General features: G+C 55.2%; 24 protein-coding genes. 9 read left to right on the top strand and 15 right to left on the bottom strand.

Annotated features, from left to right (window positions below; translation table 11 throughout):
* Positions 1–122: 122 nt before the first annotated feature.
* Positions 123–839 (top strand): ribonuclease PH, encoded by a 717-nt coding sequence (rph, locus tag LZP96_RS15375; RefSeq protein ID WP_064324289.1) that lies wholly within the window; start codon positions 123–125, stop codon positions 837–839.
* Positions 840–899: 60 nt separating this feature from the next.
* Positions 900–1,541 (top strand): orotate phosphoribosyltransferase, encoded by a 642-nt coding sequence (pyrE, locus tag LZP96_RS15370; protein WP_258926156.1) that lies wholly within the window; start codon positions 900–902, stop codon positions 1,539–1,541.
* A gap of 84 nt (positions 1,542–1,625) precedes the next feature.
* Here the strand turns inward: pyrE and slmA are convergent, their stop codons facing one another.
* The 3 genes from slmA to coaBC form a co-directional block, all read right to left on the bottom strand.
* Positions 1,626–2,222 carry a nucleoid occlusion factor SlmA gene (slmA, locus tag LZP96_RS15365; RefSeq protein ID WP_064324291.1) on the bottom strand — a complete coding sequence of 199 codons (597 nt, stop codon included), beginning with the start codon at positions 2,220–2,222 and terminating at the stop codon, positions 1,626–1,628.
* A 117-nt stretch (positions 2,223–2,339) separates the two neighbouring features.
* The gene (gene dut / locus LZP96_RS15360) at positions 2,340–2,798 is read right to left on the bottom strand and encodes a dUTP diphosphatase (RefSeq protein ID WP_230353121.1); all 459 of its coding nucleotides are present in this window, start codon (positions 2,796–2,798) and stop codon (positions 2,340–2,342) included.
* Positions 2,776–3,987, bottom strand: coding sequence for a bifunctional phosphopantothenoylcysteine decarboxylase/phosphopantothenate--cysteine ligase CoaBC (gene coaBC / locus LZP96_RS15355; protein WP_258926155.1), 1,212 nt, complete (start codon positions 3,985–3,987; stop codon positions 2,776–2,778). The genes dut and coaBC overlap by 23 nt, the downstream gene beginning before the upstream one ends.
* 167 nt (positions 3,988–4,154) lie before the next feature.
* On the opposite strand from coaBC, the gene radC reads away from it, so the two are divergent.
* From radC to mutM, 4 genes are all read left to right on the top strand, one after another.
* Positions 4,155–4,820, top strand: a complete 666-nt coding sequence (gene radC, locus LZP96_RS15350; RefSeq protein ID WP_064324294.1) for a RadC family protein — start codon at positions 4,155–4,157, stop codon at positions 4,818–4,820.
* A 218-nt stretch (positions 4,821–5,038) separates the two neighbouring features.
* Positions 5,039–5,275, top strand: coding sequence for a 50S ribosomal protein L28 (rpmB, locus tag LZP96_RS15345; RefSeq protein ID WP_002436699.1), 237 nt, complete (start codon positions 5,039–5,041; stop codon positions 5,273–5,275).
* 22 nt (positions 5,276–5,297) lie between these two features.
* Entirely contained in the window at positions 5,298–5,465 is a 168-nt protein-coding gene (rpmG, locus tag LZP96_RS15340; protein ID WP_003024094.1) for a 50S ribosomal protein L33, read from the top strand.
* Between the two features lie 74 nt (positions 5,466–5,539).
* On the top strand, positions 5,540–6,349 hold the full coding sequence (gene mutM, locus LZP96_RS15335) for a bifunctional DNA-formamidopyrimidine glycosylase/DNA-(apurinic or apyrimidinic site) lyase (protein WP_064324295.1): 810 nt from the start codon (positions 5,540–5,542) through the stop codon (positions 6,347–6,349).
* 1 nt (position 6,350) lies between these two features.
* Here mutM and coaD read toward each other — a convergent pair whose 3' ends face one another.
* The 7 genes from coaD to LZP96_RS15300 form a co-directional block, all read right to left on the bottom strand.
* Positions 6,351–6,830 (bottom strand): pantetheine-phosphate adenylyltransferase, encoded by a 480-nt coding sequence (gene coaD / locus LZP96_RS15330; RefSeq protein ID WP_064324296.1) that lies wholly within the window; start codon positions 6,828–6,830, stop codon positions 6,351–6,353.
* A gap of 3 nt (positions 6,831–6,833) precedes the next feature.
* Positions 6,834–7,604, bottom strand: a complete 771-nt coding sequence (locus LZP96_RS15325; RefSeq protein ID WP_064324297.1) for a glycosyltransferase family 2 protein — start codon at positions 7,602–7,604, stop codon at positions 6,834–6,836.
* Complete coding sequence (gene waaA, locus LZP96_RS15320; protein ID WP_064324298.1) at positions 7,604–8,878, bottom strand: lipid IV(A) 3-deoxy-D-manno-octulosonic acid transferase; 1,275 nt, start codon at positions 8,876–8,878, stop codon at positions 7,604–7,606. Before waaA ends, LZP96_RS15325 begins: the two co-directional genes overlap by 1 nt.
* A 155-nt stretch (positions 8,879–9,033) precedes the next feature.
* A complete protein-coding gene (locus tag LZP96_RS15315; protein ID WP_258926154.1) occupies positions 9,034–10,668 on the bottom strand; it encodes a sulfatase-like hydrolase/transferase in 1,635 nt (544 codons plus the stop codon).
* Positions 10,669–10,686: 18 nt separating this feature from the next.
* A complete protein-coding gene (locus tag LZP96_RS15310) occupies positions 10,687–11,658 on the bottom strand; it encodes a glycosyltransferase family protein (RefSeq protein ID WP_064324300.1) in 972 nt (323 codons plus the stop codon).
* A gap of 8 nt (positions 11,659–11,666) precedes the next feature.
* Positions 11,667–12,650 (bottom strand): glycosyltransferase, encoded by a 984-nt coding sequence (locus LZP96_RS15305; RefSeq protein WP_064324301.1) that lies wholly within the window; start codon positions 12,648–12,650, stop codon positions 11,667–11,669.
* 141 nt (positions 12,651–12,791) lie between these two features.
* The gene (locus tag LZP96_RS15300) at positions 12,792–14,162 is read right to left on the bottom strand and encodes an O-antigen ligase family protein (RefSeq protein WP_258926153.1); all 1,371 of its coding nucleotides are present in this window, start codon (positions 14,160–14,162) and stop codon (positions 12,792–12,794) included.
* Between the two features lie 227 nt (positions 14,163–14,389).
* On the opposite strand from LZP96_RS15300, the gene LZP96_RS15295 reads away from it, so the two are divergent.
* Positions 14,390–15,493: a glycosyltransferase family 4 protein gene (locus LZP96_RS15295; protein ID WP_064324303.1), complete on the top strand. Its 1,104-nt coding sequence runs from the start codon at positions 14,390–14,392 to the stop codon at positions 15,491–15,493.
* Here LZP96_RS15295 and LZP96_RS15290 read toward each other — a convergent pair.
* Genes LZP96_RS15290 through rfaD form a run of 5 tightly spaced genes read right to left on the bottom strand, consistent with a single transcriptional unit; the run spans position 15,472 to position 20,645 of the window.
* Positions 15,472–16,581 carry a glycosyltransferase family 4 protein gene (locus LZP96_RS15290; RefSeq protein WP_064324304.1) on the bottom strand — a complete coding sequence of 370 codons (1,110 nt, stop codon included), beginning with the start codon at positions 16,579–16,581 and terminating at the stop codon, positions 15,472–15,474. The genes LZP96_RS15295 and LZP96_RS15290 overlap by 22 nt on opposite strands.
* Positions 16,578–17,681, bottom strand: coding sequence for a putative lipopolysaccharide heptosyltransferase III (gene rfaQ / locus LZP96_RS15285; RefSeq protein ID WP_064324305.1), 1,104 nt, complete (start codon positions 17,679–17,681; stop codon positions 16,578–16,580). The genes LZP96_RS15290 and rfaQ overlap by 4 nt, the downstream gene beginning before the upstream one ends.
* A complete protein-coding gene (gene rfaC, locus LZP96_RS15280) occupies positions 17,674–18,660 on the bottom strand; it encodes a lipopolysaccharide heptosyltransferase RfaC (RefSeq protein WP_064324306.1) in 987 nt (328 codons plus the stop codon). The genes rfaQ and rfaC overlap by 8 nt, the downstream gene beginning before the upstream one ends.
* A gap of 3 nt (positions 18,661–18,663) precedes the next feature.
* Entirely contained in the window at positions 18,664–19,710 is a 1,047-nt protein-coding gene (rfaF, locus tag LZP96_RS15275) for an ADP-heptose--LPS heptosyltransferase RfaF (protein WP_064324307.1), read from the bottom strand.
* Between the two features lie 2 nt (positions 19,711–19,712).
* Complete coding sequence (gene rfaD / locus LZP96_RS15270) at positions 19,713–20,645, bottom strand: ADP-glyceromanno-heptose 6-epimerase (RefSeq protein ID WP_064324308.1); 933 nt, start codon at positions 20,643–20,645, stop codon at positions 19,713–19,715.
* 340 nt (positions 20,646–20,985) lie between these two features.
* On the opposite strand from rfaD, the gene kbl reads away from it, so the two are divergent.
* The gene (gene kbl, locus LZP96_RS15265) at positions 20,986–22,182 is read left to right on the top strand and encodes a glycine C-acetyltransferase (protein ID WP_064324309.1); all 1,197 of its coding nucleotides are present in this window, start codon (positions 20,986–20,988) and stop codon (positions 22,180–22,182) included.
* Positions 22,183–22,191: 9 nt separating this feature from the next.
* On the top strand, positions 22,192–23,217 hold the full coding sequence (tdh, locus tag LZP96_RS15260) for an L-threonine 3-dehydrogenase (RefSeq protein WP_064324310.1): 1,026 nt from the start codon (positions 22,192–22,194) through the stop codon (positions 23,215–23,217).
* Positions 23,218–23,258 lie beyond the last annotated feature (41 nt).

Genomic DNA, 23,258 nt, shown 5'->3' with positions numbered 1-23,258 from the left:
CATTCCCGTTTTTGAAGGAGAGATGGGGGGATTATAGCTTTCGGGGCTTTGTCAGGATAGGAATAAGCGCGTTTAATCCGTATAATGCGCAGCCACATTCGTTTCAAGCCGGAGATAACACCATGCGTCCATCAGGCCGTAGCGCCAATCAGGTGCGCCCCGTCACCCTGACCCGTAACTATACAAAACACGCTGAGGGTTCCGTGCTTGTTGCATTTGGTGACACCAAAGTGCTGTGCACCGCATCGATTGAAGAAGGCGTGCCGCGCTTCCTGAAAGGCCAGGGGCAAGGCTGGATCACCGCTGAATATGGCATGCTTCCGCGTGCGACCCATACCCGTAACGCCCGTGAAGCGGCGAAGGGTAAACAGGGTGGCCGTACCATGGAAATCCAGCGACTGATCGCGCGTGCGCTGCGTGCCGCGGTCGATCTGAAAACCCTGGGTGAATTCACCATTACGCTCGACTGTGACGTGATTCAGGCCGATGGCGGCACGCGTACGGCGTCAATTACCGGTGCCTGTGTGGCGCTGGCCGATGCGCTGAACAAACTGGTTGCCGCCGGTAAGCTGAAAAAGAACCCGATGAAAGGCATGGTGGCTGCGGTATCCGTGGGCATCGTCAATGGCGAAGCGCTTTGCGATCTGGAATACGTTGAAGATTCCGCAGCGGAAACCGACATGAACGTGGTGATGACCGAAGATGGCCGCATCATCGAGGTACAGGGCACCGCAGAAGGCGAGCCGTTTACCCATGAAGAGCTTCTTACCCTGCTGGCGTTAGCCCGAGGGGGAATCGAATCCATTGTCACGACTCAGAAAGCGGCGTTAGAAAATTAATTTTAAGAGCGACGTTGTCGCTCTTTTTTTTGTCCGTAAAAAGTCTGAAGGAGCAAATCCATGAAACCGTATCAGCGCCAGTTTATTGAGTTTGCGCTTAACAAGCAGGTCCTTAAGTTTGGCGAATTTACGCTGAAATCTGGGCGCAAAAGCCCCTATTTCTTCAACGCCGGCCTGTTTAACACCGGGCGCGACCTGGCACTGTTAGGCCGTTTTTACGCCGAAGCGCTGGCGGATTCCGGGATTGATTTCGATCTGCTGTTTGGCCCGGCCTATAAAGGCATTCCGATTGCCACGACCACTGCGGTGGCGCTGGCGGAGCATCACGATCGCGATGTCCCTTATTGCTTTAACCGCAAAGAAGCCAAGACGCATGGCGAAGGCGGTAATCTGGTCGGGAGCCCGTTGCAGGGGCGCGTGATGCTGGTAGATGATGTCATTACTGCCGGGACGGCGATCCGTGAGTCGATGGAGATTATCCAGGCGCAGAATGCGACGCTGGCGGGCGTACTGATCTCGCTTGACCGCCAGGAGCGCGGGCGCGGCGATATCTCGGCCATTCAGGAAGTGGAACGTGATTATGGCTGCAACGTGATCTCTATCATCACGCTGAAGGATTTGATTGCTTACCTGGAAGAGAAGCCTGAGATGGCGGATCATCTGGCGTCGGTGCGTGAGTATCGGGAAGCATTCGGCGTTTAAGCATGCTGCCCGGCGACGCTATGCTTGCCGGGCCTGCCTGACGTGTAAGCCGGAGAGGGGGACGTCCACCCTCCGGCAACACGGTTATTGCAACTGCGCGGCCACCAGCGGCCAGCGGGTATCAAAATCGTCCGTAGGGCGATATTTAAAGTCGCTGCGCACAAAGCGTGAGAGCATCCCTTCGCAAAAGGCCAGTAGTTGCCCCGCCAGCAGATTTTCGTCCGTGACGTAGCCTTCTCCTTCGCGCATTTTCTTTTCACGCAGAACCTGACGTAACTGCGCTTCGATACGTTCGAAAAGCTGGTTGATACGCCCCTGCAGCTTGTCCTGTTCGAACATCAGCGCATGGCCCGTCATGATCCGCGTAAGGCCCGGATTGCGTTCACCAAAACCCAGAATCAGCAAAACAATTAGCCGTAATCGGGCGGTGGTATCTTTCTCGTCTTTCAGAATGAGGTTGATACGGGTAATCAGGCTATCTTCGATAAACTCAATGAGGCTATCAAACATCCGCGTTTTGCTCGGGAAATGGCGATACAGCGCCGCTTCAGAAACCCCAACAGAGGCGGCAAGTTTAGCGGTGGTGATGCGTTGGCTACCATCACTGGATTCAAGCATCAGTGCCAGAGATTGAAGTATTTCTTCGCGACGATTCCGTTTCGCGGTTTGTTTTTCTGCCATGTTACAAAATACCCCTGAAAATAAGCGCCTGTCAGGCTGGCATCCACACAGCGACCGCAAACAGGTGTTTGCGGTATGTTATTGCATTAATACGCTGTGTAAGACGTCTTAACGGGCTTATTTGCGCCCGGAATGGCCGAAGCCGCCCTCGCCACGATCGGTGGCGTCGAAGTCTGCCACCAGGTTAAATTCTGCCTGTACCACGGGTACAAAGACCATCTGTGCGATACGCTCGCCCGGTTCAATCGTGAAGCTGTCCTGACCACGGTTCCAGACGGAAACCATCAGTTGGCCCTGGTAATCAGAGTCGATCAGGCCGACCAGGTTACCCAGTACCACGCCATGCTTATGGCCCAGACCCGAACGCGGCAGAATCACCGCCGCCAGTGACGGGTCTGCAATGTGAATGGCAAGGCCAGTTGGCACCAGGGTGGTGACACCCGGCGCCAGCTCTACGGCGTCATCGAGACAGGCGCGCAGGTCAAGACCGGCAGAGCCGGAGGTGGCGTAGGTTGGCAGGGGAAATTGCGTACCTACACGCGGGTCCAGAATCTTAACGTCGATTTTTTTCATCATAACGGGTAACGATCTCGTCCAGTAATTGTTGGCCCAGGAGTTCCTTACGCTCAAGCGGTAAGCGTTTATCTCCATCCTGCCAGAAAAGGTGCAATGCGTTGCTGTCGCTGTTAAAACCTTGTGTGGCCAGCGATACGTCGTTCGCGCAAATCAAATCGAGGTTTTTGCGGCTACGTTTTTGCCGGGCATATTCTTCCACATTATTCGTTTCGGCGGCAAACCCAACAACGTAAGGTCGATGCTCTTTTAATGCGGCGACCCCTGCAACGATATCGGGGTTCTTCACCATTTTTAGTGTTAATTCATCGCCTTGCTTTTTAATTTTGTCCTGCGAAATTGTCCCGGCACGGTAATCTGCGACGGCGGCACAACCGATAAAAATCTGCTGATTCTGTGCATGCGCCTGCACCGCAGCGTCCATTTCCAGTGCGGTGGTAACATCAATACGCTGCACAGACGGCGGCGTCGGTAACGAGACCGGGCCGCTCACCAGCGTGACGTTTGCCCCGCGTTTAGCCGCTGCGGCAGCAATCGCAAAGCCCATCTTGCCCGAACTGTGGTTGGTGATATAGCGCACCGGATCCAGCGGCTCACGCGTGGGGCCCGCCGTAATCATGATGTTGAGATGTTGCAGATCGTTGACAGGCGAGAAATGCGCGACGGCCATATCGACAATCGTCAGGGGATCGAGCATACGGCCAGGGCCGACATCGCCACAGGCCTGGCTGCCGCTGTCCGGGCCCCAAATCAACATGCCACGCGAGGCCAGCGTCGCGAGATTGTGCTGGGTCGCCGCGTTACGGTACATCTGCTGGTTCATGGCGGGCACCACGGCAACGGGCGCAGGCGTGGCCAGACAAATGGTTGAGACCAGGTCGTTTGCCATGCCAGCCGCGACGCGGGCGATTAAATCGGCGGTAGCGGGGGCAAGGATAACGAGGTCTGCCCATTTGCCCAGTTCAATATGGCCCATGGCCGCTTCTGCAGCCGGGTCGAGCAGGCTATCCGAAACCGGGTATCCTGATACGGCTTGCAGGCTTAAAGGGGTGATAAAGGCTTTGCCCCCTTCTGTGATCGCGACGCGCACGTCTGCGCCACGGTCGCGCAAGCGACGCACCAGTTCTGGCGCTTTATACGCAGCGATTCCGCCGCTGACGCCAAGTACGATTTTTTTACCGGCCAGGCTCATGTTGATTCTTTCCTGTTGGGGTTCACCAGAGAGGGGCATTTTATCACAATAAGAAAAGCGACGTGATTTTGTACGCGTTCCACTTTGCGAGGCGCTACGCAAGAAGAAAACGGGTCCGTCGAAGGGCTGAAAGGGCTATGGCAAAGTGGCGGCAAAAGGAGAGGGACATGGATACGACATTGCCACTATTGCCGCGTGAAAAGATGCTCAATCACGGCATCACATCACTGACGGATACCGAGTTACTGGCGCTGTTTTTACGGACAGGCATACCGGGAAAGAGCGTGTATATGCTGTCGCAGGAGCTGCTACATCATTTCGGCTCGTTGTACGGCCTGCTCACCGCGGAGCACGCGGAATTTAAGCACGTTGAGGGCATCGGCTTAGCCAAATTCGCCCAGCTTAAGGGGATTGCAGAGCTGGCACGGCGATTTTACAACGTGCGTATGCAGGAGGAGTCATTGCTGCTCAGCCCCCAAATGACGCGTGATTTTCTGCAAAGCCAGCTTTCGGATGCGGAACGCGAGATCTTTATGGTGATCTTTCTGGATAATAAAAATCATGTGCTCAAACACAGCCGTCTTTTTTCGGGAACACTGAGTCATGTTGAGGTACATCCGCGAGAAATTGTGCGAGAAGCGATAAAAGTGAATGCAGCGGCGGTGATCCTCGCGCATAATCACCCCTCGGGCTGTGCCGAACCGAGTAAAGCCGACAGACAGATCACCGATCGTATTATTAAATGCTGTCAATTCATGGATATTCGTGTCTTAGACCATCTGATAATTGGCCGTGGAGAGTACGTCTCTTTTGCAGAGCGGGGTTGGATTTAACCCCGTTCTCGCGATCCATTGGGATCTTTGTCTGTTCGGGACTTGAGCACATCGCCGAGTCAGCGTATACTACGCCACCTTTGAGAATCTCGGGTTTGGCATTTGGGCCTGGCAATCGAGAGTTCACTTAGAACTATGCGATGACCGGGCTGTAAAGCCTGACGAGGCGCCGATACCCCATACGAAGCTCGAGCTAATTTGATTTTTGGAGAATAGACATGTCCCGAGTCTGCCAAGTTACTGGCAAGCGTCCGGTGACCGGTAACAACCGTTCCCACGCACTGAACGCGACTAAACGCCGTTTCCTGCCGAACCTGCACTCTCACCGTTTTTGGGTTGAGAGCGAGAAGCGTTTTGTCACCCTGCGTGTATCTGCTAAAGGTATGCGTGTAATTGATAAGAAAGGCATCGATACAGTTCTGTCCGAACTGCGTGCCCGTGGCGAAAAGTACTAAGTACTTAAAGAGGAAATAGATCATGGCTAAAGGTATTCGTGAGAAAATCAAGCTGGTTTCTTCTGCTGGTACAGGTCACTTCTACACCACCACGAAGAACAAACGTACTAAGCCGGAAAAACTGGAACTGAAAAAATTCGATCCAGTTGTACGCCAGCACGTACTGTACAAAGAAGCTAAAATCAAATAATTTTGGTTTCCTTTGTATGAAAAACCCGGCTTCGGCCGGGTTTTTTGCATTCTATGTATCTCAAAGGAGGAAACATGCCTGAATTACCTGAGGTAGAGACCAGCCGCCGCGGTATCGAGCCGCATCTGGTCGGCGCAACGATTCTGCATGCCATTGTGCGTAACGGCCGTCTCCGTTGGCCCGTTTCTGATGAGATACATGCATTAAGCGATAAACCGGTGCTGAGCGTACAGCGTCGCGCCAAATACCTGCTGCTGGAGCTGCCTGACGGCTGGATTATCATCCACCTGGGGATGTCCGGCAGCCTGCGCATCCTGACGGAAGAGTTGCCTGCGGCAAAACACGACCACGTGGATTTAGTGCTGAGCAACGGCAAAGTGCTGCGTTATACGGATCCTCGCCGCTTTGGCGCGTGGTTATGGACTAAAGAGCTTGCCGGCCATAACGTGCTGGCCCATCTTGGGCCAGAGCCGCTAAGCGAGGCGTTTGACGCCACCTACCTGAAAGCACAGTGCGCGAAGAAGAAAACGGCGATCAAACCCTGGCTGATGGATAACAAGCTGGTGGTGGGCGTAGGGAATATCTACGCCAGCGAATCGCTGTTTGCCGCCGGGATCCATCCCGATCGGCTTGCGCTTTCCCTGTCGGACGCCGAGTGCGAATTGCTGGTCAAGGTCATTAAGGCGGTGTTGCAGCGCTCGATTGAGCAGGGTGGCACGACGCTGAAAGACTTCCTGCAAAGTGACGGTAAGCCAGGTTATTTTGCGCAGGAACTACAGGTCTATGGGCGTAAAGGCGAGCCGTGCAGAGTCTGCGGCACACCGATTGTGGCGACGAAGCACGCGCAGCGCGCCACCTTCTATTGCCGCCAGTGTCAGAAATAAGCTATTTCAGCTTTGCCATCAGCGCCTTGTGCACGTTTGCAGGCAGGAAGTGCGTGACGTCACCCTGGTGACGCGCCACTTCCTTGACCAGCGTGGAAGAGATAAACGACCACTCTTTCGACGGCATCAGAAAGACGCTTTCCAGTTCTGGCATCAGATGACGATTCATATGGGCCAGCTGCATCTCGTATTCAAAGTCTGCAACCGCCCGTAAGCCGCGTATCAGGATATTCGCCTGCTGCGCACGGGCGAAGTTCGCCATCAGATCGCTAAACCCGACCACTTCGACGTTTGGCAAATGGGCAATCGCCTCCCTGGCCAGCGCAACGCGCTCGTCGAGGTCAAACATCGGTTTTTTGCTGGGGCTGGCGGCAATGGCCAGGATGACGGTACCAAACATGCTTGCCGCGCGGGTGATGATATCGACGTGGCCGTTGGTGATGGGATCAAACGTGCCCGGATAAATCGCTTTTGTGCTCATCGTTTACGCTTTCTCTGAATAGCCGCGGTTTAGCGCCCACAGCTCGGTGTATTTATTGAAAGTATACTGCGCATTCACCACTGCCAGTAACCAGCCCTGCTTACCGTCCAGCACGCCACCCCGTAAAAGCAATGTTTTCAGGAACGCGCCAAGCGTATGGGTAAAGATCCCCGTCAGGCTGGTCTTCTTGCCGCGCTGATGCCGTTCCTGTGCCCAGGCGGTGGCATAGTTCAGCTGCTTTTGCTGGAAGCTGGCGAAATCGCGACAGGTCAGGTGGAGCAAATCCCCGCGTAAGGCAACCACCTGCGCATGGTCGCAGGCCAGCGATTCATGCACCCGGTTATCGTTGTACTGATAGTCCGTACGCGCATAAAGGCGCGTGACACGATCGGGGTACCAGCCGCTGTGACGCATAAAGCGGCCCAGAAAATAGTTACGACGGGCGATACTGTAAACCGCACCGGGGGCGGGCGCGTGAAGCACGTTTTGAATGGATTGCCTGAGTTCCGGCGTGATGCGTTCGTCTGTATCAATCATCAACACGTAATCGCCGGTTGCATACGCCTGCGCGCGCTGACGCTGAATGCCGTAACCCTGCCAGTCCGTATTGGTATAAACCTTTACACCTGCCGCACGGGCGACGTCGGGGGTTGCGTCCTCGCTGCCGGAATCAAGCAGCACAATTTCGTCGGCCCAGGCGACAGAAGCCAGACAGTCAGGCAGCAGGTCGGCAGCGTTTTTGGCGATCATCACGACCGACAGGCGCAGTGGCATTAATGGCTCCGCTGAGGCAGATAAGGTTGCAGAAGTTCCAGTAAGCGCGTTAAAGCGCCCTGATTCTGATGCAGCACTTCAACCGCATGGCGGCCGTACCACAGGCGGTAATCTTCGTCGGTCAGCAGGGTGGAAACCTCTTTCACGACAGAGTCCGCATCGGTAACGGTAATCAGGCCATCGGCCTGCTGCAATTTCGCGCAGATATCTTTGAAGTTAAAGATGTGCGGGCCCATCAGAACCGGAATCGCATGAGCGGCAGGTTCCAGTGGGTTATGTCCGCCCCGTTCGACAAGGCTTCCGCCGACGAAGGCCAGATCGGCAATGCCGTAAAGCAGCATCAATTCACCCATGGTATCGCCAATCACCACCTGGGTGCTGTTAGACGGGATTTCGCCGGTGCTGCGCAGGGTGAAGCTGAATCCCCCTTTTTGCACCAGTTCCCGTGCGTCTTTGAAGCGCTCCGGATGGCGTGGAACCAGAATCAGCAGTAAGTCCGGGAATTTCTCCAGCAAGCGACGGTGCGCCTGCAGGATGATCTCTTCTTCGCCATCGTGGGTGCTGGTGGCAATCCAGACCTGACGACGCGGCGCCCACTGGCGGCGTAACGTGATCGCGCGTGCCGCCAGCTCTGGCGTCACTGAAATATCAAATTTGAGGCTGCCGGTAACGGCAAGCTGGTTACGCTTTAGGCCCAGGGAAAGGAAGCGCGCGGCATCTTCGTCGTTTTGCGCGGCAATCAGCGTAATTTTACTCAGCAGACGGCGCATAAATTTCCCGAGCTTTCCGTAACCCTTCGCTGAACGTTCTGAAAGACGGGCATTGGCCACGACCAGCGGGATTTTGCGGGCATGCAGTGCAGAAATCATGTTCGGCCACAGTTCGGTTTCCATCACAATCACCAGCTTGGGTCGCACGGTGTTGAGGAAACGGTTCATGGCGCAGGGCAGGTCGTAAGGCAGATAAACGTGATGGACGTCTTTGCCAAAGGCCGACATCGCGCGTTCCGACCCGGTAGGCGTCATGGTGGTCACGGTGATCGGAAGCGAAGGATAGCGATGGCGCAAGGCGCGAACCAGCGGGATGGCCGCCAGCGTTTCGCCGACAGATACGGAGTGCAGCAGAATACCGTCCGGCGCCACCTTATTGCGGCAATAGCCATAACGTTCGGCCCAGCGTTTTCGGTACGCAGGCGCTTTACGGCTACGAAGCAATAGTCGCAGCCACACCAGTGGCTGAATGATGTAGAGCAGAGCGGTATACAACAATTCCAAGCGATTATCCGTTTTTTAGTTTCGGCGGGCAAATTCTAAGCATTTAGGCCGTCTAAAGCTATCTCTTTGGCGCTTTTGCTTGTCCATTTGACGGTGTTACAGGCATTTGCGGATAAAAAAACGGGCAATTGCTTGCCCGTTCAATGTCTTCTGGATTAACGCTCTGCTTCAGGAAGCGCGTTCAGATGATAGGTGACTCGCTCCGAAAGGCCCCGAATGTCGCCCCCGGTGATGAAGAAGCTGTCATCTTTCTGGTTGGGATTACTGACCGTATAGCCCAGCATTTTATTGATTAAGGTCGCCACCTGATAATGGTTAAGCGGGACCTGCGGGCCTATCGCCTGCATGGAGTAGGCGGGATCGTTGCTGAAGTACAAGAACGGTACCTGAGCAATCGGCATCTCGACAACTGAATGGCCAAACAGCCCGCCGTCACCCACGCGTTCGCCATGGTCGGAAGTGATAAAGACCAGGACAGGCAGTGCCGATTTAGCCATCGCCGTGCGAATCGCCGAGGCCAGCTCTTTGTCGTACAGGCGAACCGCATCGTCATACTCGTTTTTCTTCTGCGCAACGTCATCGTTCAGGCGCGGCGTAGAGAATTTGGCAAAACCCTGCGGGATGTTGCGTTCGTAAGGGATATGCGGCGCGCGGCTGTTCAGCACCATCAGGAACGGTTTGTTCCAGTCCAGGGTCGCTTTTTCGACAGAGGGGGTCAGCACCACGTCGGCACCGACATCCGGAGCCGGACGAATCTGCGTGTCTTCCCACAGATCGATATCGTGGATGCCAATCCAGTTACTCAGTCCTTCCAGACCCTGGGCCGAGATAAAGGCCGTCTGGTAACCGTGCTTTTTCGCGTTGGCAAAAATATTGGTCGATTTTGATTTGTAGGCGCCGTAGTTATCAGGCTCACGCAGGTTGTTGACCAGCATAGGAATCGCCACGCGCGTGGAGACGGCATTAGAGACGATCAGACGACCGGTTCCCTGATACTGTTTCAGCAGCGCTTTCAGCTCTGGCGTCGTGTCGCGCTCGTAGCCCAGCGCACTCACATGATGCGGGTTCAGGCTCTCGCCGATGGCCAGAATGATGGAGTATTTACCCGCGTGTGTGCCTTCAATCGGCGTGACCTTGTATGGATCGTAATGGGTGACGCTCTGGTTTTCGCCAGACAGCGCTTCCGGAATCAAACGGATCGCGCTAAAGCTCATCGCCGAGAGACCATTACGTAGCAGGGAATGACGCAGATCCGGGTTGAACTTGTACATTTGCCCGTCAATCGCTTTATAGAACTGCCCGGCAAACATGACCACGATGGCAAGCAGGCACGGCAGCGCCAGCCATTTATGCCACAGGGGAGCCAGGCGGCGCGTAAAGACCAGGGCAAAAATAACCGCAACGGCCATGATGGCGAAATAGATGCCAAGCGATCCGAGGCTGTCGGTGATGCCGCTGGCAATATCTTTCGTTTCGACAAAGGCCAGCCAGACTTCACTGGGACCGTAAAATTGCCCATAAAACTGGTAATAGACGGCTTCAGAGATCTGGACGATGAATGTCACCGCCAGCAGCAGGCGCGTCAGGAAAAAGCGTGCACTGACCGCAGCAAGCAGCGAAATGATGAGATAAAGCGAAATATCGCCCGCTTTTGGCTGATACACGTGGTCTTTTAACAGAATGATGATTTCGGATAGCGAAAACAGCAGCAGAAAAGCCAGCGTCAGCCCCAGTGTACGCAACAGGTTGCTGCGCATGGTGAGTGAAGAACGTGTAGATGTTTTGAACATGAAAGAACTCAATCCCGGTCAGAACTTTTTAGTCAGCGGACGAATGGCTTTGCCAAAGCCAAAGCGCAGTGCGCGAACCCATGTTGGGCGATTATGCAATCCTTTACGCCAGGTCTCCTCAAACAGGTTAAACCAGCGCGCGGCAACCGCTTCGCGGGAGTAGACCTGTAAACGTTTATCTCCCTGCTCGCGCATCTGACGATAAAGCTCAGGGGTATTTTTGAGCTTCATGATCGCCTCGAAGGCTTCGTCAGGGTTTTTAGCGATCAGGTAATCCAGTTCGCTTTCACGAATCGCGCGGTAAGACGGCTCATCATCACAGACCATGACGGTTTTACCGAGCCAGTTATTAATCAGCTTACTGGCGGGCTTGCGGGCTAACTTGTGGTCATGTGATTTGCGGAAGCTGATACAAACGTCCACGTCCTGGTAGTTCGTCCAGTTATCAAAGGAGATACGCAGTTCGATGCCCTGTTCGGCAAGACGTTGTTTGAAATTGCCGTCACGATACTCGTCCGGGAAGCTGTCAACGCGGCCAAAAAAGGCGACGGTCTTGACGGTTTCATCGGTACGCTGACGCGGTTTGACGCCCGGCTGTGGCCAGTACGGCACAAATATGCGGTTACTGTGACCATCGACTTCCGGGTTCTGATCCACCACAACATCCGCGCCGACCACCGGTGGACGATCGGCACGCGCCACCACCGTAACGCCGCGCCAGGGTTTCACGCGCGAGCCGAAGTCGTCGTTATGCATCAGATTGATGGCATCCGCCCGGCATTCAGAACCAAACGAGCATTCGATCTCGTCGCCGTAATAGTGCTTTAGCGCAAGCGTAGTCTGGAAAGTCCAGCCGCCACGGCCGCCACAATAAAAGCGTTCAGGGATGCTGTCCGGATTAACTCGGTTATCCAGCAGCGTCTGGAAATCTGCATAGTTTTTAGCGATGAAGTCCGCGCGAGAAACCGCGTGTAATTTGAGTTTGCTCATAATATCCGTTAGCCGAGAATTTTTTTAAGACGGAAGTAACGACGTCCAAGACGCCAGCGCTGACGAAAACCACGGGCGTTTTGCCAGATCATGCGCCAGATACCGCGCTCGAAAAGCTCGCGGGTGATTTCACGTTTCTTCGCCATATCATCGATATTGTTGATGCTGTGCAGAATGCCCAGCCCTTCTTTCGCAATTTGCCAGTGGCAGGCTGGCACGCGCTTGACCTGTTCAGGATGCCGATTATTGATGGCATCGAGCATTTCCAGGATCTTCATATAGTGGCGTGAAGAGCGCATACGCGTATCGTCGGTGCCCGGCGTATGAGAGACCGATGCCGAGTGGATCAGGTAGTCGTAATAGACTTCATCGATGTACTGCACGCGTTTGGCCGTGAGCAGCACTTCCGTTGTCCAGGGAATATCCTGATGACGCAGGCCGTGTTCAAAGGTAAAGCCCTGCTCTTTGATAAAGGCGTGGCGATAGATATTCAGCCAGGTGACATGAAGAAACTTACGCGACTCCAGCGCCATTTGCAGCCAGGTTGGGCCATCGAGCACGCCGGTTGACGCAAGCTTGTCAGACGGGAAAATCTTTTTCGAAGGACGTCCGTCGTCGTAAATATAGGTCCCGTTGCAGGTGGCGACATCCAATTGCCCGGCGTGGGCGATTTCCAGCAAGCGCGGATACATGCCCGGATAAATCACATCATCAATGTCGGGAAAGGCTACATACTCGCCTTTCGCCACGGCAAGCCCGGTATTACGGGCGGCGGAGACGCCACCGTTAGCCTGATCGATGACCTTAAAATCAGCAAATTCGCCGGCATAGCGAGCAATAATTTCAGCCGATGCATCGGTGGAACCATCATTCACAATGATAAGCTCAAGGTCAGGCAGGTTCTGTTTTTTAATGCTGTCAAAAAAAGCGCTCAGGAAATTTTCGCCATTATAGACGGCGACAATCAGGCTTAATTGAGGCGTTCCAGACATGCTTACTCCGTATTATTACGCGATAACGTACGATCAATGTCTTACTGTAACGTGCGATGGCTTTTCGACAGCCGGCAGGCAAAAGAGTTCTCTGGAAACAGGTGACCGGGGCTGACTCCCCCCGGCATCCTGTTTAAACCATCAGGAAGGTGTGTCCTGAGGTGTTCTGGGGCGCAATGCGCACATCCCAATCAGCAGTCCGGTCAAGAACAGGTACTGCTCCAGATAGTGATCTTTCAGGTTGTGATCGACCAGCGTTCTGGAGAAGAAGCCGACGGTAAATAGCAGCAGGAACATCCCCACCATGGTGTTGCCGTGGCGGAATTCACGCCAGCCGATATACCAGCAGCCCGCCAGCAAAATAAGCCAGCCTGCGATACCGGCAATCCCGTTTTGAATACCAAACTCAATCAGGCCGTAGTGGCTGTGAGGGATATTGATACGTTTATCTTGCGTATCCCGACGTAACACGTAGCGGAACGCTTCTTTACGCGGACCCATCCCTGCCGGATGTTCAGCCACCAGCGCCCAGCCCTGATGGAAGAAACTGGCGCGACAGCCGTTGGAGTGATCCATCGGGCGACCTTGGCTGTTCAAAGGAACGATGCCGTTCGTTTTGTTATAGCAATAGCTCGTAAAGGGAGCATTCCAGCCGGTAACAGCATCGTCTTCAAGGCTTTGCCAGCGCGGGTCGGTCTTCCAGGAGGCATAGCCCAGCAGCACAGAGGTCACCATGATGCCGATAAGAATCCCACCGGTTAAGAGCACGCGGCTGCGGCGCATGCTGTGCAAACTCAACAGCACAAAGGAGGAGAACAGGCTCCCTACCAGGCCGATAGTGCCCCAGCGCGTATCCACCAGCGCGGTGCAAACCAGGTTGCAGAGCAGCATAAAGGCCAGCACAGGCGTCTTCAGGCGTAAGAAACGTTGCTGCAGCAGGCCGCGTGCAAGCAGTTCCGCCAGCATAAAACCGGTGATCATATTCACCTGGAAGCTCATGCGCGTACGGTTGAAGACAATACGCGTTTCACCCCAATGGATCACGCCATCGCGCCAGTAAAGCCAAATCGTATCAAGCAAATGGATACACACGACGCCCCAGAAGAAGAGGACGATCAGGGTAAAGAAACGGGCGGCAGACATGGACGGAAATTTGTCCTGAATCACCGGTACAAGCACCAGCCCCATACAGAACAGTAATACCGGCCGGAGCCATTGTCCGTCCCAGGTCGAAACCATCTCTTTAATATCAGGGGCGACAAATAGCCCGTTGATCAGGATAAAGAAGGTTAATACCCATATCACAATGAGAACGAACTTAATTTTGTTTAAGTTGAGCGAGCTTCGTGCGGCGAGTGAGCTGAAAAAGAGTCCGAGCGTCACTACAATATTTGGGTAAATCAGGCCATTACGATGGAAAGGAAGTTGGTCATTCGGGATTGGCCAGATAAAACATAAAGCCAGTACCGACAGGATTAAAAGGCCTGTCAGATTGTTACGAATATTTTTCATAGTTTTAGTACTGGTTAAGGATTTCGGTATTTTAACCGGTTAGTTAACATTGCTGTTCGCAAATTCCAGGTCATTCCAGACGGAATAAAAGCCCGTGAAAATTACCACAGATGCCATAACTACAGAAGGATAAAGTTTGTAAGCAAGACTAATCCGTTTGTGCATTCCGGCATTTACAAGGGTTATAATCCTCGCTCAGGCAGGTTAAGTCCAACGACAGGAAATATATGCATATTGTTCACACTGAAGCAGACGGCGGTAAAGGCGGACAACCTTTACGCATCATCAACGAATCCCTGGGGATGATTCATCGTGGACATCAGGTGACCATTCTCTGCCCGGACACGGCGCCGCTGCACGCGCTGGCGCGGGAAGCCGGCCTGACGGTGGTGACGCTTCCGTTAAAGCGTAAGAACCTGAACAACCTGAAATTGTTGCGGCGCTGGCTGACAGAACATCGTAAAACTATTGATGTAATAAATAGTCACAATTCTGCCGATACCTGGCTGGTGGCCCTTGCCAATTTAACCCTCCCGGACCCGGTACCCCTGGTGCGGACGCGTCATGCCTCGGGCGTACCGCGTAACAACTGGACCACGCGCTGGCTGTTCCGCAAAGCCTGTGCGCACATTGTGACCACGGGTGAGGCGCTGCGTCATCAGATGGCCGATATCGGCGTGCCGATGTCTCAGAGCACCTCAGTGCCGAGCGGCGTGGACACGGAGCGCTTTCATCCGGCGGATAAACACCAGGCCAGAACGCAGTGTGATTTGTCACAGGACGATTTCTGGCTGGGCGTGGTGTCGCATCTGCGCCCCAATAAGGGCCACAGCGTTCTGCTGCGTGCGCTGGCGAAAATCGACCAGCCCGGGATCAAACTGGTCATTGTCGGTGAAGGCCCGCATAAAGCGACGCTGGAACAGGAGATTATGGGGCTTGGCTTGCAGCAGCGCGTGGTGATGGCGGGGCACCGCAGCGATCCTGAACAGTGGTTCCCGGCGTTCGATATTGCTCTTAGCCCATCTCATGATATGGAAGGGGTGCCGCAAGGCGTCCTGCAATCACTGGCTTCGCGCGTGGCGACCATCGCGACCGATGCGGGCGGTACGGCAGATGCAGTGATTAACGGCAAGACGGGAATATTGATTGCCCAGCGCGACGAGGCGGCGCTTCAGGACGCGATACTGAAACTGTATAACGATACCGCCTTACGCGAGACGCTGGCGCAGCAGGGGTATGACTACCTGTGTGCCCATTTAACCCGTGAATGTATGCTAGATGCGATGGAGAAAGTCTTCTCCGATGCGGCTCAGCGCAACAGATCGCGATAAAGCGCTTGTAACTCTTTCGCCATATTGTCCAGCGTGTACGGCTCAGCGGTCGCCCTTGCGGCGGCTGAGTAATTTGTGCCCTGCTCGCGCCCTGTGAGCCACGCCGTAATCACCTGCTGATAACCTTCGCTGTCGAGAGCATCCCGCACCCAGCCATTGACCCCTTCTTCAATCCATTCGGCGGCGCCGCAGCCGTGGCTCGTCATCAGCGGCAACCCGCAGGCCAGGGCTTCGACACACACGTTCGGGAACGGATCGTAGAGCGTGGGTAAAATCAGCGCATCGGCGGTACCGTATACTTCACGCACTTCTGCAACCGGTCCAAGAAAACGCACGCGTGAAGCAACGCCCAGCGAGGAGGCTAGCTTTTCATATTTCCGCGCCTGTTTATCGCGTCCGGCGATCAGCAAAAAGACCCCGGGATGCGGCACGATGGCACGCAACGCGGTGGCAACCCCTTTGCGGCTAAAGCCGGAGCCGACGTAGGCTAAAACGGGGGCATCCAACGGAATATTCAGCGCCTCACGCTGTGAGAACGCCTTTACATCGGGGGTGAAATGCCCGGTATCGACGCCGTTGTAGATGACGGTGAGCTTGTCGTCCGATAAGCCAAAACGGCGGGCAATATCGTCGCGCACCATTCTTGAATTACAAATGACGTTGCGAAGCTGCGGATGCTGAAACATCTGCGCTTCAGCCTGCAAAATATAACGATGATAACGACTTAGTGACTGTGCCCAACGCGCCAGCGGCGACAGGATACGGCTGTATTGTTCAAGCCAGGTAGCATGGACGCCATCGCCGGCGCGAAAAATGGTCGCGCCCGGGATGCGTTCGTGGCTCTGCACAATATCGAACTGAGAAAAATGGGCAGCCGCCTCGGTGGCGAAGCCGGATTCGCGCGCAACACGATTACGGAAAGGCGGATTAACCGTTAACGTCTGCCAGCCGGCGGCGTTTTCCCACTGGCGGGCAATCAACGTCACATCCAGCGAAGTATCCTGTGCCAGCACGTTCAGCGCACGGGAGACAAAGCGCTCCGCGCCGCCGTTGGGGTTGTAGGTCTGTCGGACGATCGCCAGTTTCATGCCGGGTTTTCCAGTAGCAGAGTATCAATGGCGCTCAGGACCTGCTGGGCAGAGATCGCCGTGATGCAGTCCGATACCCCACTGTCACCACAACCCGCTTTGCCGCAGGGCTGACAGGTAAATCCGGCGGTGATCACGCGATATCTCACGCCCCACGGTGCCCACTTAATGGCGCCGGTAGGGCCAAAGATGGCGACGGTGGGGGTTCCGACGGCGCTTGCCAGATGCATTGGCATGGAGTCGACGCCAAAATAGACGCGGGCATGCTTCATCAGCGCCCCCAGCTCCTTCAGGTTCAGCTGACCGCTCAGATCAAACACCGGCTGGGTCAGGGCCGCGCGCAGCTCATCCATGTAGGCGGTCTCTTCTTTTGACGGCGCAGCGGACAGGATGATCGGCAAGCCTCGCGAGGCCAGATTATCGATAGTGGCTGCCAGCTTTTTGATATCCCAGGCCTTAAACATCCAACGTGAAGTCGGGTGCACCAGAATATATGAATTATTCGCGACACCGAAGGCCGCCAGTTTTTCAGCGACGGAGGCTTCTGCTTCCTCACCCGGGACAAAAAGCGTGTATTTATCTTCCACGTTTTGCGGGTGGATACCGATGCGGCGCAGCGCATCCAGATTGACCTCAACCATATGACGGCTGTTGTCCTGAATGGCCGGATAGAGCGTGGTAAAGGACTTCACCCAGCGACGTCGCGCCAGACCGCTGCGTTTTTCCGGCTTGAAGCCCACGGAGACGCGAGGCTTAAGTCGACGCGCCAGACGGGCGCCATGCCAGTGCTCGGTCAGGTTAATCAGCACATCATAATTTCGCGCTTTCAGGGTATTCACCAGCGCCCGATACAGGCGGAACTGGGCAAACCAGCCCTGTTTACGCCAGTTACGCCCAATGGTATGCACCCGATCGATATAAGGATGGCTGGTCAGCATCGCCTGCGTGTCGTCATACACGAGGGCATCGACTTCAACATCCGGCCAGTTTCTTTTCAGTACCGTGAAAACGGGTGACGTAAGCAGGACGTCACCGTGATGACGCAGCTTGATGATCAGCACGCGCTTAGGTGGGCGCTCTGCTGAGAAAAAATCAGTCATAGGCTCTCTCTGCTGCCAGCAAAGGCGCTAATTGCGCAAAAACCGCAGCGGCATTGAGGTCGCCTAACTGCGTTGAATGTTCCGGACGGCAGATATATTGGTTTTTTCCGTAGCCGCCGATAAGACCCGGATCCGTCGGGCCATAGAGCGTAATATTAGGACGATCGAGCGCCGCCGTCAGGTGGCTTAACCCGGTGTCAACGGAGACCACCGCCGTGGCGCCGGCTAATTCTCGCGCCACGCCATCGAGTTTCATGCGCGGCAATACTTCCACGTAGTCGAACCCTTCAGCCAGACGTTTGGCCCGCGCCTCTTCATGCGGCGCACCCCACGGAAGCTTAATGCGAACGCCTGCGTGACGCAGTAAGCCTGTCAGCTCGCGCCAGTGGGACTCCGGCCAGTGCTTGTCGTCGCGGGTGGTGGCATGAAGGAAAATCAGATAAGGCGTCTCTTCTTGCGGGGAATCGTGCAGAAAATGCTGCGATATGGCGTAATCGCCCTGACTTGCGGGCTTGGCGTAACCCAGGCTTTTGGCGAACAGTTCACGCGTGCGCTCCACGGCGTGCTGCTGCTTTGCAATCGCATGGCGACGATGATAGAACAGGCTCGCCAGCGGCTCGCGGGCCGAATGCCAGTCCATACCATGCTTTACGCCGTGCGCCAGTCTGGTCACCAGCGCGGCGCTTTTGACCAGCCCCTGGGCATCGATAATCGCATCGTAACGCTGCGCCTGCACCGCCTCACGAAAGGCCTTGCGCTCGGCTTTAATCGGCGCGGAAAACCACGCTTTACGCCAGCGACGGATCGCAACCGGGATCACGCGGTCTACCGCCGCATGCCAGGTCGGGATCTGCGCAAAGCCTTCTTCCACGACCCAGTCAAAACGGATGCCGGGAATCGCCTGCACAGCGTCCGTCAACGACGGGAGGGTATGCAACACATCGCCCATTGAAGAGGTTTTAACGATCAATACCCGCATTCGTTATCCTTCTTCACTCAACAGTAGCGCGTTGAGCTCTTCAAGGACACGTTCTGGCGTAATGTCGATCAGGCTCTGGTGATATCCTTCAGCCGCATCGCCTTTTCGCACTTTGTGATAGCCGGTGATCAGCCGAATGACGCGCGCTTTATGGGAAAGAGGCGGCGTAAAGTCGGGACTGCTTGGGCCATACAGCGCCACCAGCGGACGGTTAAGCGCCGCGGCTACGTGCATCAGGCCCGAGTCATTGGTCACCACCGCTTTGCAGGCGGCCAACAGAATCACCGCCTGCTCAAGCTGGGTTTCCCCTGCCAGGTTACGGCACCAGGCCTGCTGTTCGGTACTGAGCGCAGCGAGGATTTCGTTCCCTGCCTCGTGGTCCTTCGCCGAGCCAAACAGGACAATTTGATACCCTTCGTCAATCAGCTGCTTCGCCAGTTCCGCATAATGATAGTGCGGCCAGCGTTTCGCCGGGCCAAATTCCGCGCCAGGGCAAAAGCCTACGATTGGGCGTTCCGCCGAAAGATTAAAGGCACCGCAGGTCTGCGATTTCTCGCCCTCGTTCACCTGTAACTGCGGCCACAACAGCGGCTGCGGCAGATCTTTTGCGCTGCGCATCACGCCTTTGTCGTACGCCAGCGCCACGTAGCGCTCGACCATCAGAGGCCAGGCGTCTTTATCGAGTACGCGCGCGTCGTTTAGTAGACCGTAGCGCATCTCCCCGCGCCAGCCGGTGCGGTGCGGCACGCCCGCAAAGAAGGGCACGAGGGCAGATTTAAAGGAGTTGGGCAGGACGTAAGCGCGGTCATAGCGTTTTTCGCGCAGACTATGACCAAGCGCGCGGCGTTCGCCGATTTCCAGCGCCCCATGGCCCAGCGGCATTGGGATCGCCTCGTTCACTTCCGGCATACGCGATAACAGCGGACGGCACCAGGCTGGTGCCATCACATCAATTATCGCCTGGGGATAACGCGCCTTGAGCGTGCGATAGAGACTTTGCGACATCATCATGTCGCCCACCCATGACGGGCCGATCACCAGAATTTTCATACTTACGCGTCGCGATTCAGCCAGGCCATATATTCCGTTACGCCTTCGGCAACGGTCTTGAACGGCTTGTCATAGCCCGCTTTGCGCAGGTTAGTCAGGTCAGCCTGGGTAAACGCCTGATAGCGGCCTTTCAGTTTTTCCGGGAACGGAATGTACTCGAGGCTGCCTTTTTTATGGTATGCCAGCGCGGCATCCGCAACGGCCTGGAAGGACTCTGCACGGCCGGTACCCAGGTTAAAGATACCGGACACGCCGTTTTCCCAGAACCACAGGTTCACGGCCGCCACGTCGCCCACATAGACGAAGTCACGCTTGAAGCCGTCGCTGCCTTCGAACAGTTTCGGACTTTCGCCATTATTAAGCTGGGTGTTCAGGTGGAACGCCACGCTCGCCATGCTGCCTTTGTGGCCTTCGCGCGGACCATAGACGTTGAAGTAACGGAAGCCAACAATCTGAGAGTTTGCTTCTGGCAGAACCTGACGGACGTATTCGTCGAACAGGAACTTGGAGTAACCGTAGACGTTCAGCGGCTGCTCATATTCACGGGATTCAATGAAGTCAGAAGTGCGTCCGCCGTAGGTCGCCGCAGAAGAGGCGTACAGGAAGGGAATTTCACGCTCCAGGCAGAAATGCAGGATCTCTTTTGAGTACTGATAGTTGTTATCCATCATGTACTTGCCGTCCCACTCGGTGGTGGAAGAGCACGCGCCCTCGTGGAAGATAGCCTCGATCTCGCCGAAATCTTCACCCGCCATAATCTGGATAAGGAAGTCTTCTTTATCCATGTAGTCAGCGATGTTCAGGTCCACCAGGTTAACAAACTTGGTGCCGTCTTTCAGGTTGTCCACCACCAGAATATCGGTGATGCCTTTATCATTGAGGGCCTTGATAATATTGCTGCCAATAAAGCCCGCGCCGCCGGTAACGATAATCATAACTGTAACCTTTGAAGTGTGGAGCCCGGGCACAATCCCGGACGCTAATGTTCTTATCATATCATCACAATGCCCTGTCTTCAGCCATTCACCGACATACACTTCATCCTTCACGCTGCCCCGGCGTTGGCGGCGTTCAGAAACCCCGGTCACATAGTTATCTATGCTCCCGGGGATTTTTTCTCTTGCCGCCTTGATGCAACGTGAATGATTTTGTGTATGTCTAAAAAGGTTACGCGTGATTTATGCTGCAAAAACGAGAAGAGATAATGCGTCGTCTCGTATAGACGTATAGCTTTGGGTAATATGTGCCGAAATTTGCCGAGTCTGGAGAATTGCAATGCGTGGTGATTTTTACAAACAGTTAAACAGCGACCTCGATACCGCACGTGCGGAAGGGTTGTTTAAAGAAGAGCGTATTATCACGTCTGCTCAGCAGGCGGACATCACCGTTGCCGACGGCAGCCATGTGATCAACTTCTGTGCGAACAACTACTTAGGTCTGGCTAATCACCCTGAGCTGATTGCCGCCGCCAAAAACGGCATGGACACCCACGGGTTTGGTATGGCCTCCGTGCGCTTTATCTGCGGCACGCAGGACAGCCACAAGCAGCTTGAGCAAAAGCTGGCTGATTTCCTGGGCATGGAAGATGCGATTCTGTACTCCTCCTGCTTTGACGCCAACGGGGGTCTGTTTGAGACGCTGCTGGGTGCAGAAGACGCGATCATTTCTGACGCACTGAACCATGCCTCCATTATCGACGGCGTACGTCTGTGCAAAGCGAAGCGCTTCCGCTATGCCAATAACGACATGACCGAGCTGGAAGCACGTCTGAAGGAGGCGCGTGAAGCGGGCGCCCGCCACGTGCTGATCGCCACCGATGGCGTGTTCTCCATGGACGGCGTGATCGCCAACCTGAAAGGCGTGTGTGACCTGGCAGACAAATACGATGCGCTGGTGATGGTCGACGACTCTCACGCGGTCGGCTTTGTGGGCGAGAATGGTCGTGGTTCGCACGAATACTGTGACGTGATGGGCCGTGTTGACATCATCACCGGCACGCTGGGTAAAGCGCTCGGCGGCGCGTCCGGTGGCTATACCGCGGCGCGTAAAGAGGTGGTGGAGTGGCTGCGTCAGCGTTCCCGTCCGTATCTGTTCTCTAACTCGCTGGCACCCGCGATTGTTGCCGCCTCCATCAAAGTGCTGGAGATGGTGGAATCCGGCGCAGAGCTGCGCGAGCGTCTGTGGTCAAACGCCCGTCTGTTCCGTGAAAAAATGAGTGCCGCGGGCTTCACCCTGGCGGGTGCCGATCATGCCATTATCCCGGTGATGCTGGGCGATGCAGTGGTGGCGCAGAAATTTGCTCGCGAGCTGCAAAAAGAAGGGATTTACGTCACCGGGTTCTTCTTCCCGGTGGTGCCAAAAGGTCAGGCGCGTATTCGCACCCAGATGTCTGCGGCGCATTCGCCTGAACAAATTGAGCGTGCGGTAGAAGCCTTTACCCGCATCGGCAAACAACTGGGCGTAGTTGCCTGAGGACGTGTGATGAAAGCGTTATCCAAACTGAAAGCGGAAGAAGGGATTTGGATGACCGACGTGCCGGAGCCGGAAGTCGGTCATAACGATCTGCTGATCAAAATTCGTAAAACCGCCATTTGCGGCACTGACGTTCACATTTATAACTGGGATCAGTGGTCGCAAAAAACCATTCCGGTACCGATGGTTGTCGGTCACGAGTACGTCGGCGAAGTGGTTGGCATTGGCCAGGAAGTGAAAGGCTTTAAAATTGGCGACCGCGTTTCCGGCGAAGGTCACATTACCTGCGGCCATTGTCGTAACTGCCGCGGCGGACGAACCCATCTGTGCCGTAATACGGTCGGTGTTGGCGTAAACCGTCCGGGCTGCTTTGCTGAATACCTGGTGATCCCGGCGTTCAATGCGTTCAAGATCCCGGACAACATCTCTGACGACCTGGCCTCTATCTTTGACCCGTTCGGCAACGCCGTGCACACGGCGCTCTCCTTTGACCTGGTGGGTGAAGATGTGCTGGTGTCTGGCGCAGGCCCTATCGGCATTATGGCGGCGGCCGTGGCGAAACACGTGGGTGCACGCAATGTCGTGATCACTGACGTCAATGAGTATCGCTTATCGCTGGCGCGCAAAATGGGCGTAACCCGCGCGGTGGACGTCTCTAAAGAGAACCTGAACGACGTGATGGCCGAGCTGGGGATGACCGAAGGTTTTGACGTGGGTCTGGAAATGTCCGGCGCCCCACCGGCGTTCCGTACCATGCTCGACACCATGAACCACGGTGGTCGTATTGCGATGCTGGGTATTCCACCGTCCGATATGTCCATCGACTGGAACAAAGTGATCTTTAAAGGGCTGTTCATCAAAGGTATCTACGGTCGCGAAATGTTCGAAACCTGGTACAAGATGGCGGCGCTGATTCAGTCTGGTCTGGATCTGACGCCGATCATTACGCACCATTTCGGCATTGATGATTTCCAGAAGGGCTTTGATGCGATGCGCTCTGGCCAGTCCGGGAAGGTCATCTTAAGCTGGGATTAACCCCTGAAAAGCGCCTGCGGGCGCTTTTTTTTGCAGCGTCT

Source organism: Huaxiibacter chinensis (assembly GCF_022171985.1).
In the GTDB taxonomy this organism is placed as follows: Bacteria; Pseudomonadota; Gammaproteobacteria; order Enterobacterales; family Enterobacteriaceae; genus Enterobacter; species Enterobacter chinensis_A.
The sequence above is the reverse complement of the archived record's forward strand: the minus strand, read 5'-3'. Positions and strand labels throughout refer to the sequence as shown.

Bases quoted from the DNA above. Each gene is read 5' to 3' on its own strand.
- radC (WP_064324294.1), top strand. From the start codon at position 4,155: ATGGATACGACATTGCCACTATTGCCGCGTGAAAAGATGCTCAATCAC.
- rpmG (WP_003024094.1), top strand. From the start codon at position 5,298: ATGGCTAAAGGTATTCGTGAGAAAATCAAGCTGGTTTCTTCTGCTGGT.
- LZP96_RS15310 (WP_064324300.1), bottom strand. From the start codon at position 11,658: ATGAGCAAACTCAAATTACACGCGGTTTCTCGCGCGGACTTCATCGCT.
- rfaD (WP_064324308.1), bottom strand. From the start codon at position 20,645: ATGATTATCGTTACCGGCGGCGCGGGCTTTATTGGCAGCAATATTATC.
- LZP96_RS15295 (WP_064324303.1), top strand. From the start codon at position 14,390: ATGCATATTGTTCACACTGAAGCAGACGGCGGTAAAGGCGGACAACCT.
- LZP96_RS15315 (WP_258926154.1), bottom strand. From the start codon at position 10,668: ATGTTCAAAACATCTACACGTTCTTCACTCACCATGCGCAGCAACCTG.
- LZP96_RS15325 (WP_064324297.1), bottom strand. From the start codon at position 7,604: ATGCCACTGCGCCTGTCGGTCGTGATGATCGCCAAAAACGCTGCCGAC.
- slmA (WP_064324291.1), bottom strand. From the start codon at position 2,222: ATGGCAGAAAAACAAACCGCGAAACGGAATCGTCGCGAAGAAATACTT.
- LZP96_RS15300 (WP_258926153.1), bottom strand. From the start codon at position 14,162: ATGAAAAATATTCGTAACAATCTGACAGGCCTTTTAATCCTGTCGGTA.
- coaD (WP_064324296.1), bottom strand. From the start codon at position 6,830: ATGAGCACAAAAGCGATTTATCCGGGCACGTTTGATCCCATCACCAAC.
- rfaQ (WP_064324305.1), bottom strand. From the start codon at position 17,681: ATGACTGATTTTTTCTCAGCAGAGCGCCCACCTAAGCGCGTGCTGATC.
- LZP96_RS15305 (WP_064324301.1), bottom strand. From the start codon at position 12,650: ATGTCTGGAACGCCTCAATTAAGCCTGATTGTCGCCGTCTATAATGGC.
- tdh (WP_064324310.1), top strand. From the start codon at position 22,192: ATGAAAGCGTTATCCAAACTGAAAGCGGAAGAAGGGATTTGGATGACC.
- LZP96_RS15290 (WP_064324304.1), bottom strand. From the start codon at position 16,581: ATGAAACTGGCGATCGTCCGACAGACCTACAACCCCAACGGCGGCGCG.
- kbl (WP_064324309.1), top strand. From the start codon at position 20,986: ATGCGTGGTGATTTTTACAAACAGTTAAACAGCGACCTCGATACCGCA.
- rpmB (WP_002436699.1), top strand. From the start codon at position 5,039: ATGTCCCGAGTCTGCCAAGTTACTGGCAAGCGTCCGGTGACCGGTAAC.
- dut (WP_230353121.1), bottom strand. From the start codon at position 2,798: ATGATGAAAAAAATCGACGTTAAGATTCTGGACCCGCGTGTAGGTACG.
- mutM (WP_064324295.1), top strand. From the start codon at position 5,540: ATGCCTGAATTACCTGAGGTAGAGACCAGCCGCCGCGGTATCGAGCCG.
- rph (WP_064324289.1), top strand. From the start codon at position 123: ATGCGTCCATCAGGCCGTAGCGCCAATCAGGTGCGCCCCGTCACCCTG.
- rfaC (WP_064324306.1), bottom strand. From the start codon at position 18,660: ATGCGGGTATTGATCGTTAAAACCTCTTCAATGGGCGATGTGTTGCAT.
- pyrE (WP_258926156.1), top strand. From the start codon at position 900: ATGAAACCGTATCAGCGCCAGTTTATTGAGTTTGCGCTTAACAAGCAG.
- coaBC (WP_258926155.1), bottom strand. From the start codon at position 3,987: ATGAGCCTGGCCGGTAAAAAAATCGTACTTGGCGTCAGCGGCGGAATC.
- rfaF (WP_064324307.1), bottom strand. From the start codon at position 19,710: ATGAAAATTCTGGTGATCGGCCCGTCATGGGTGGGCGACATGATGATG.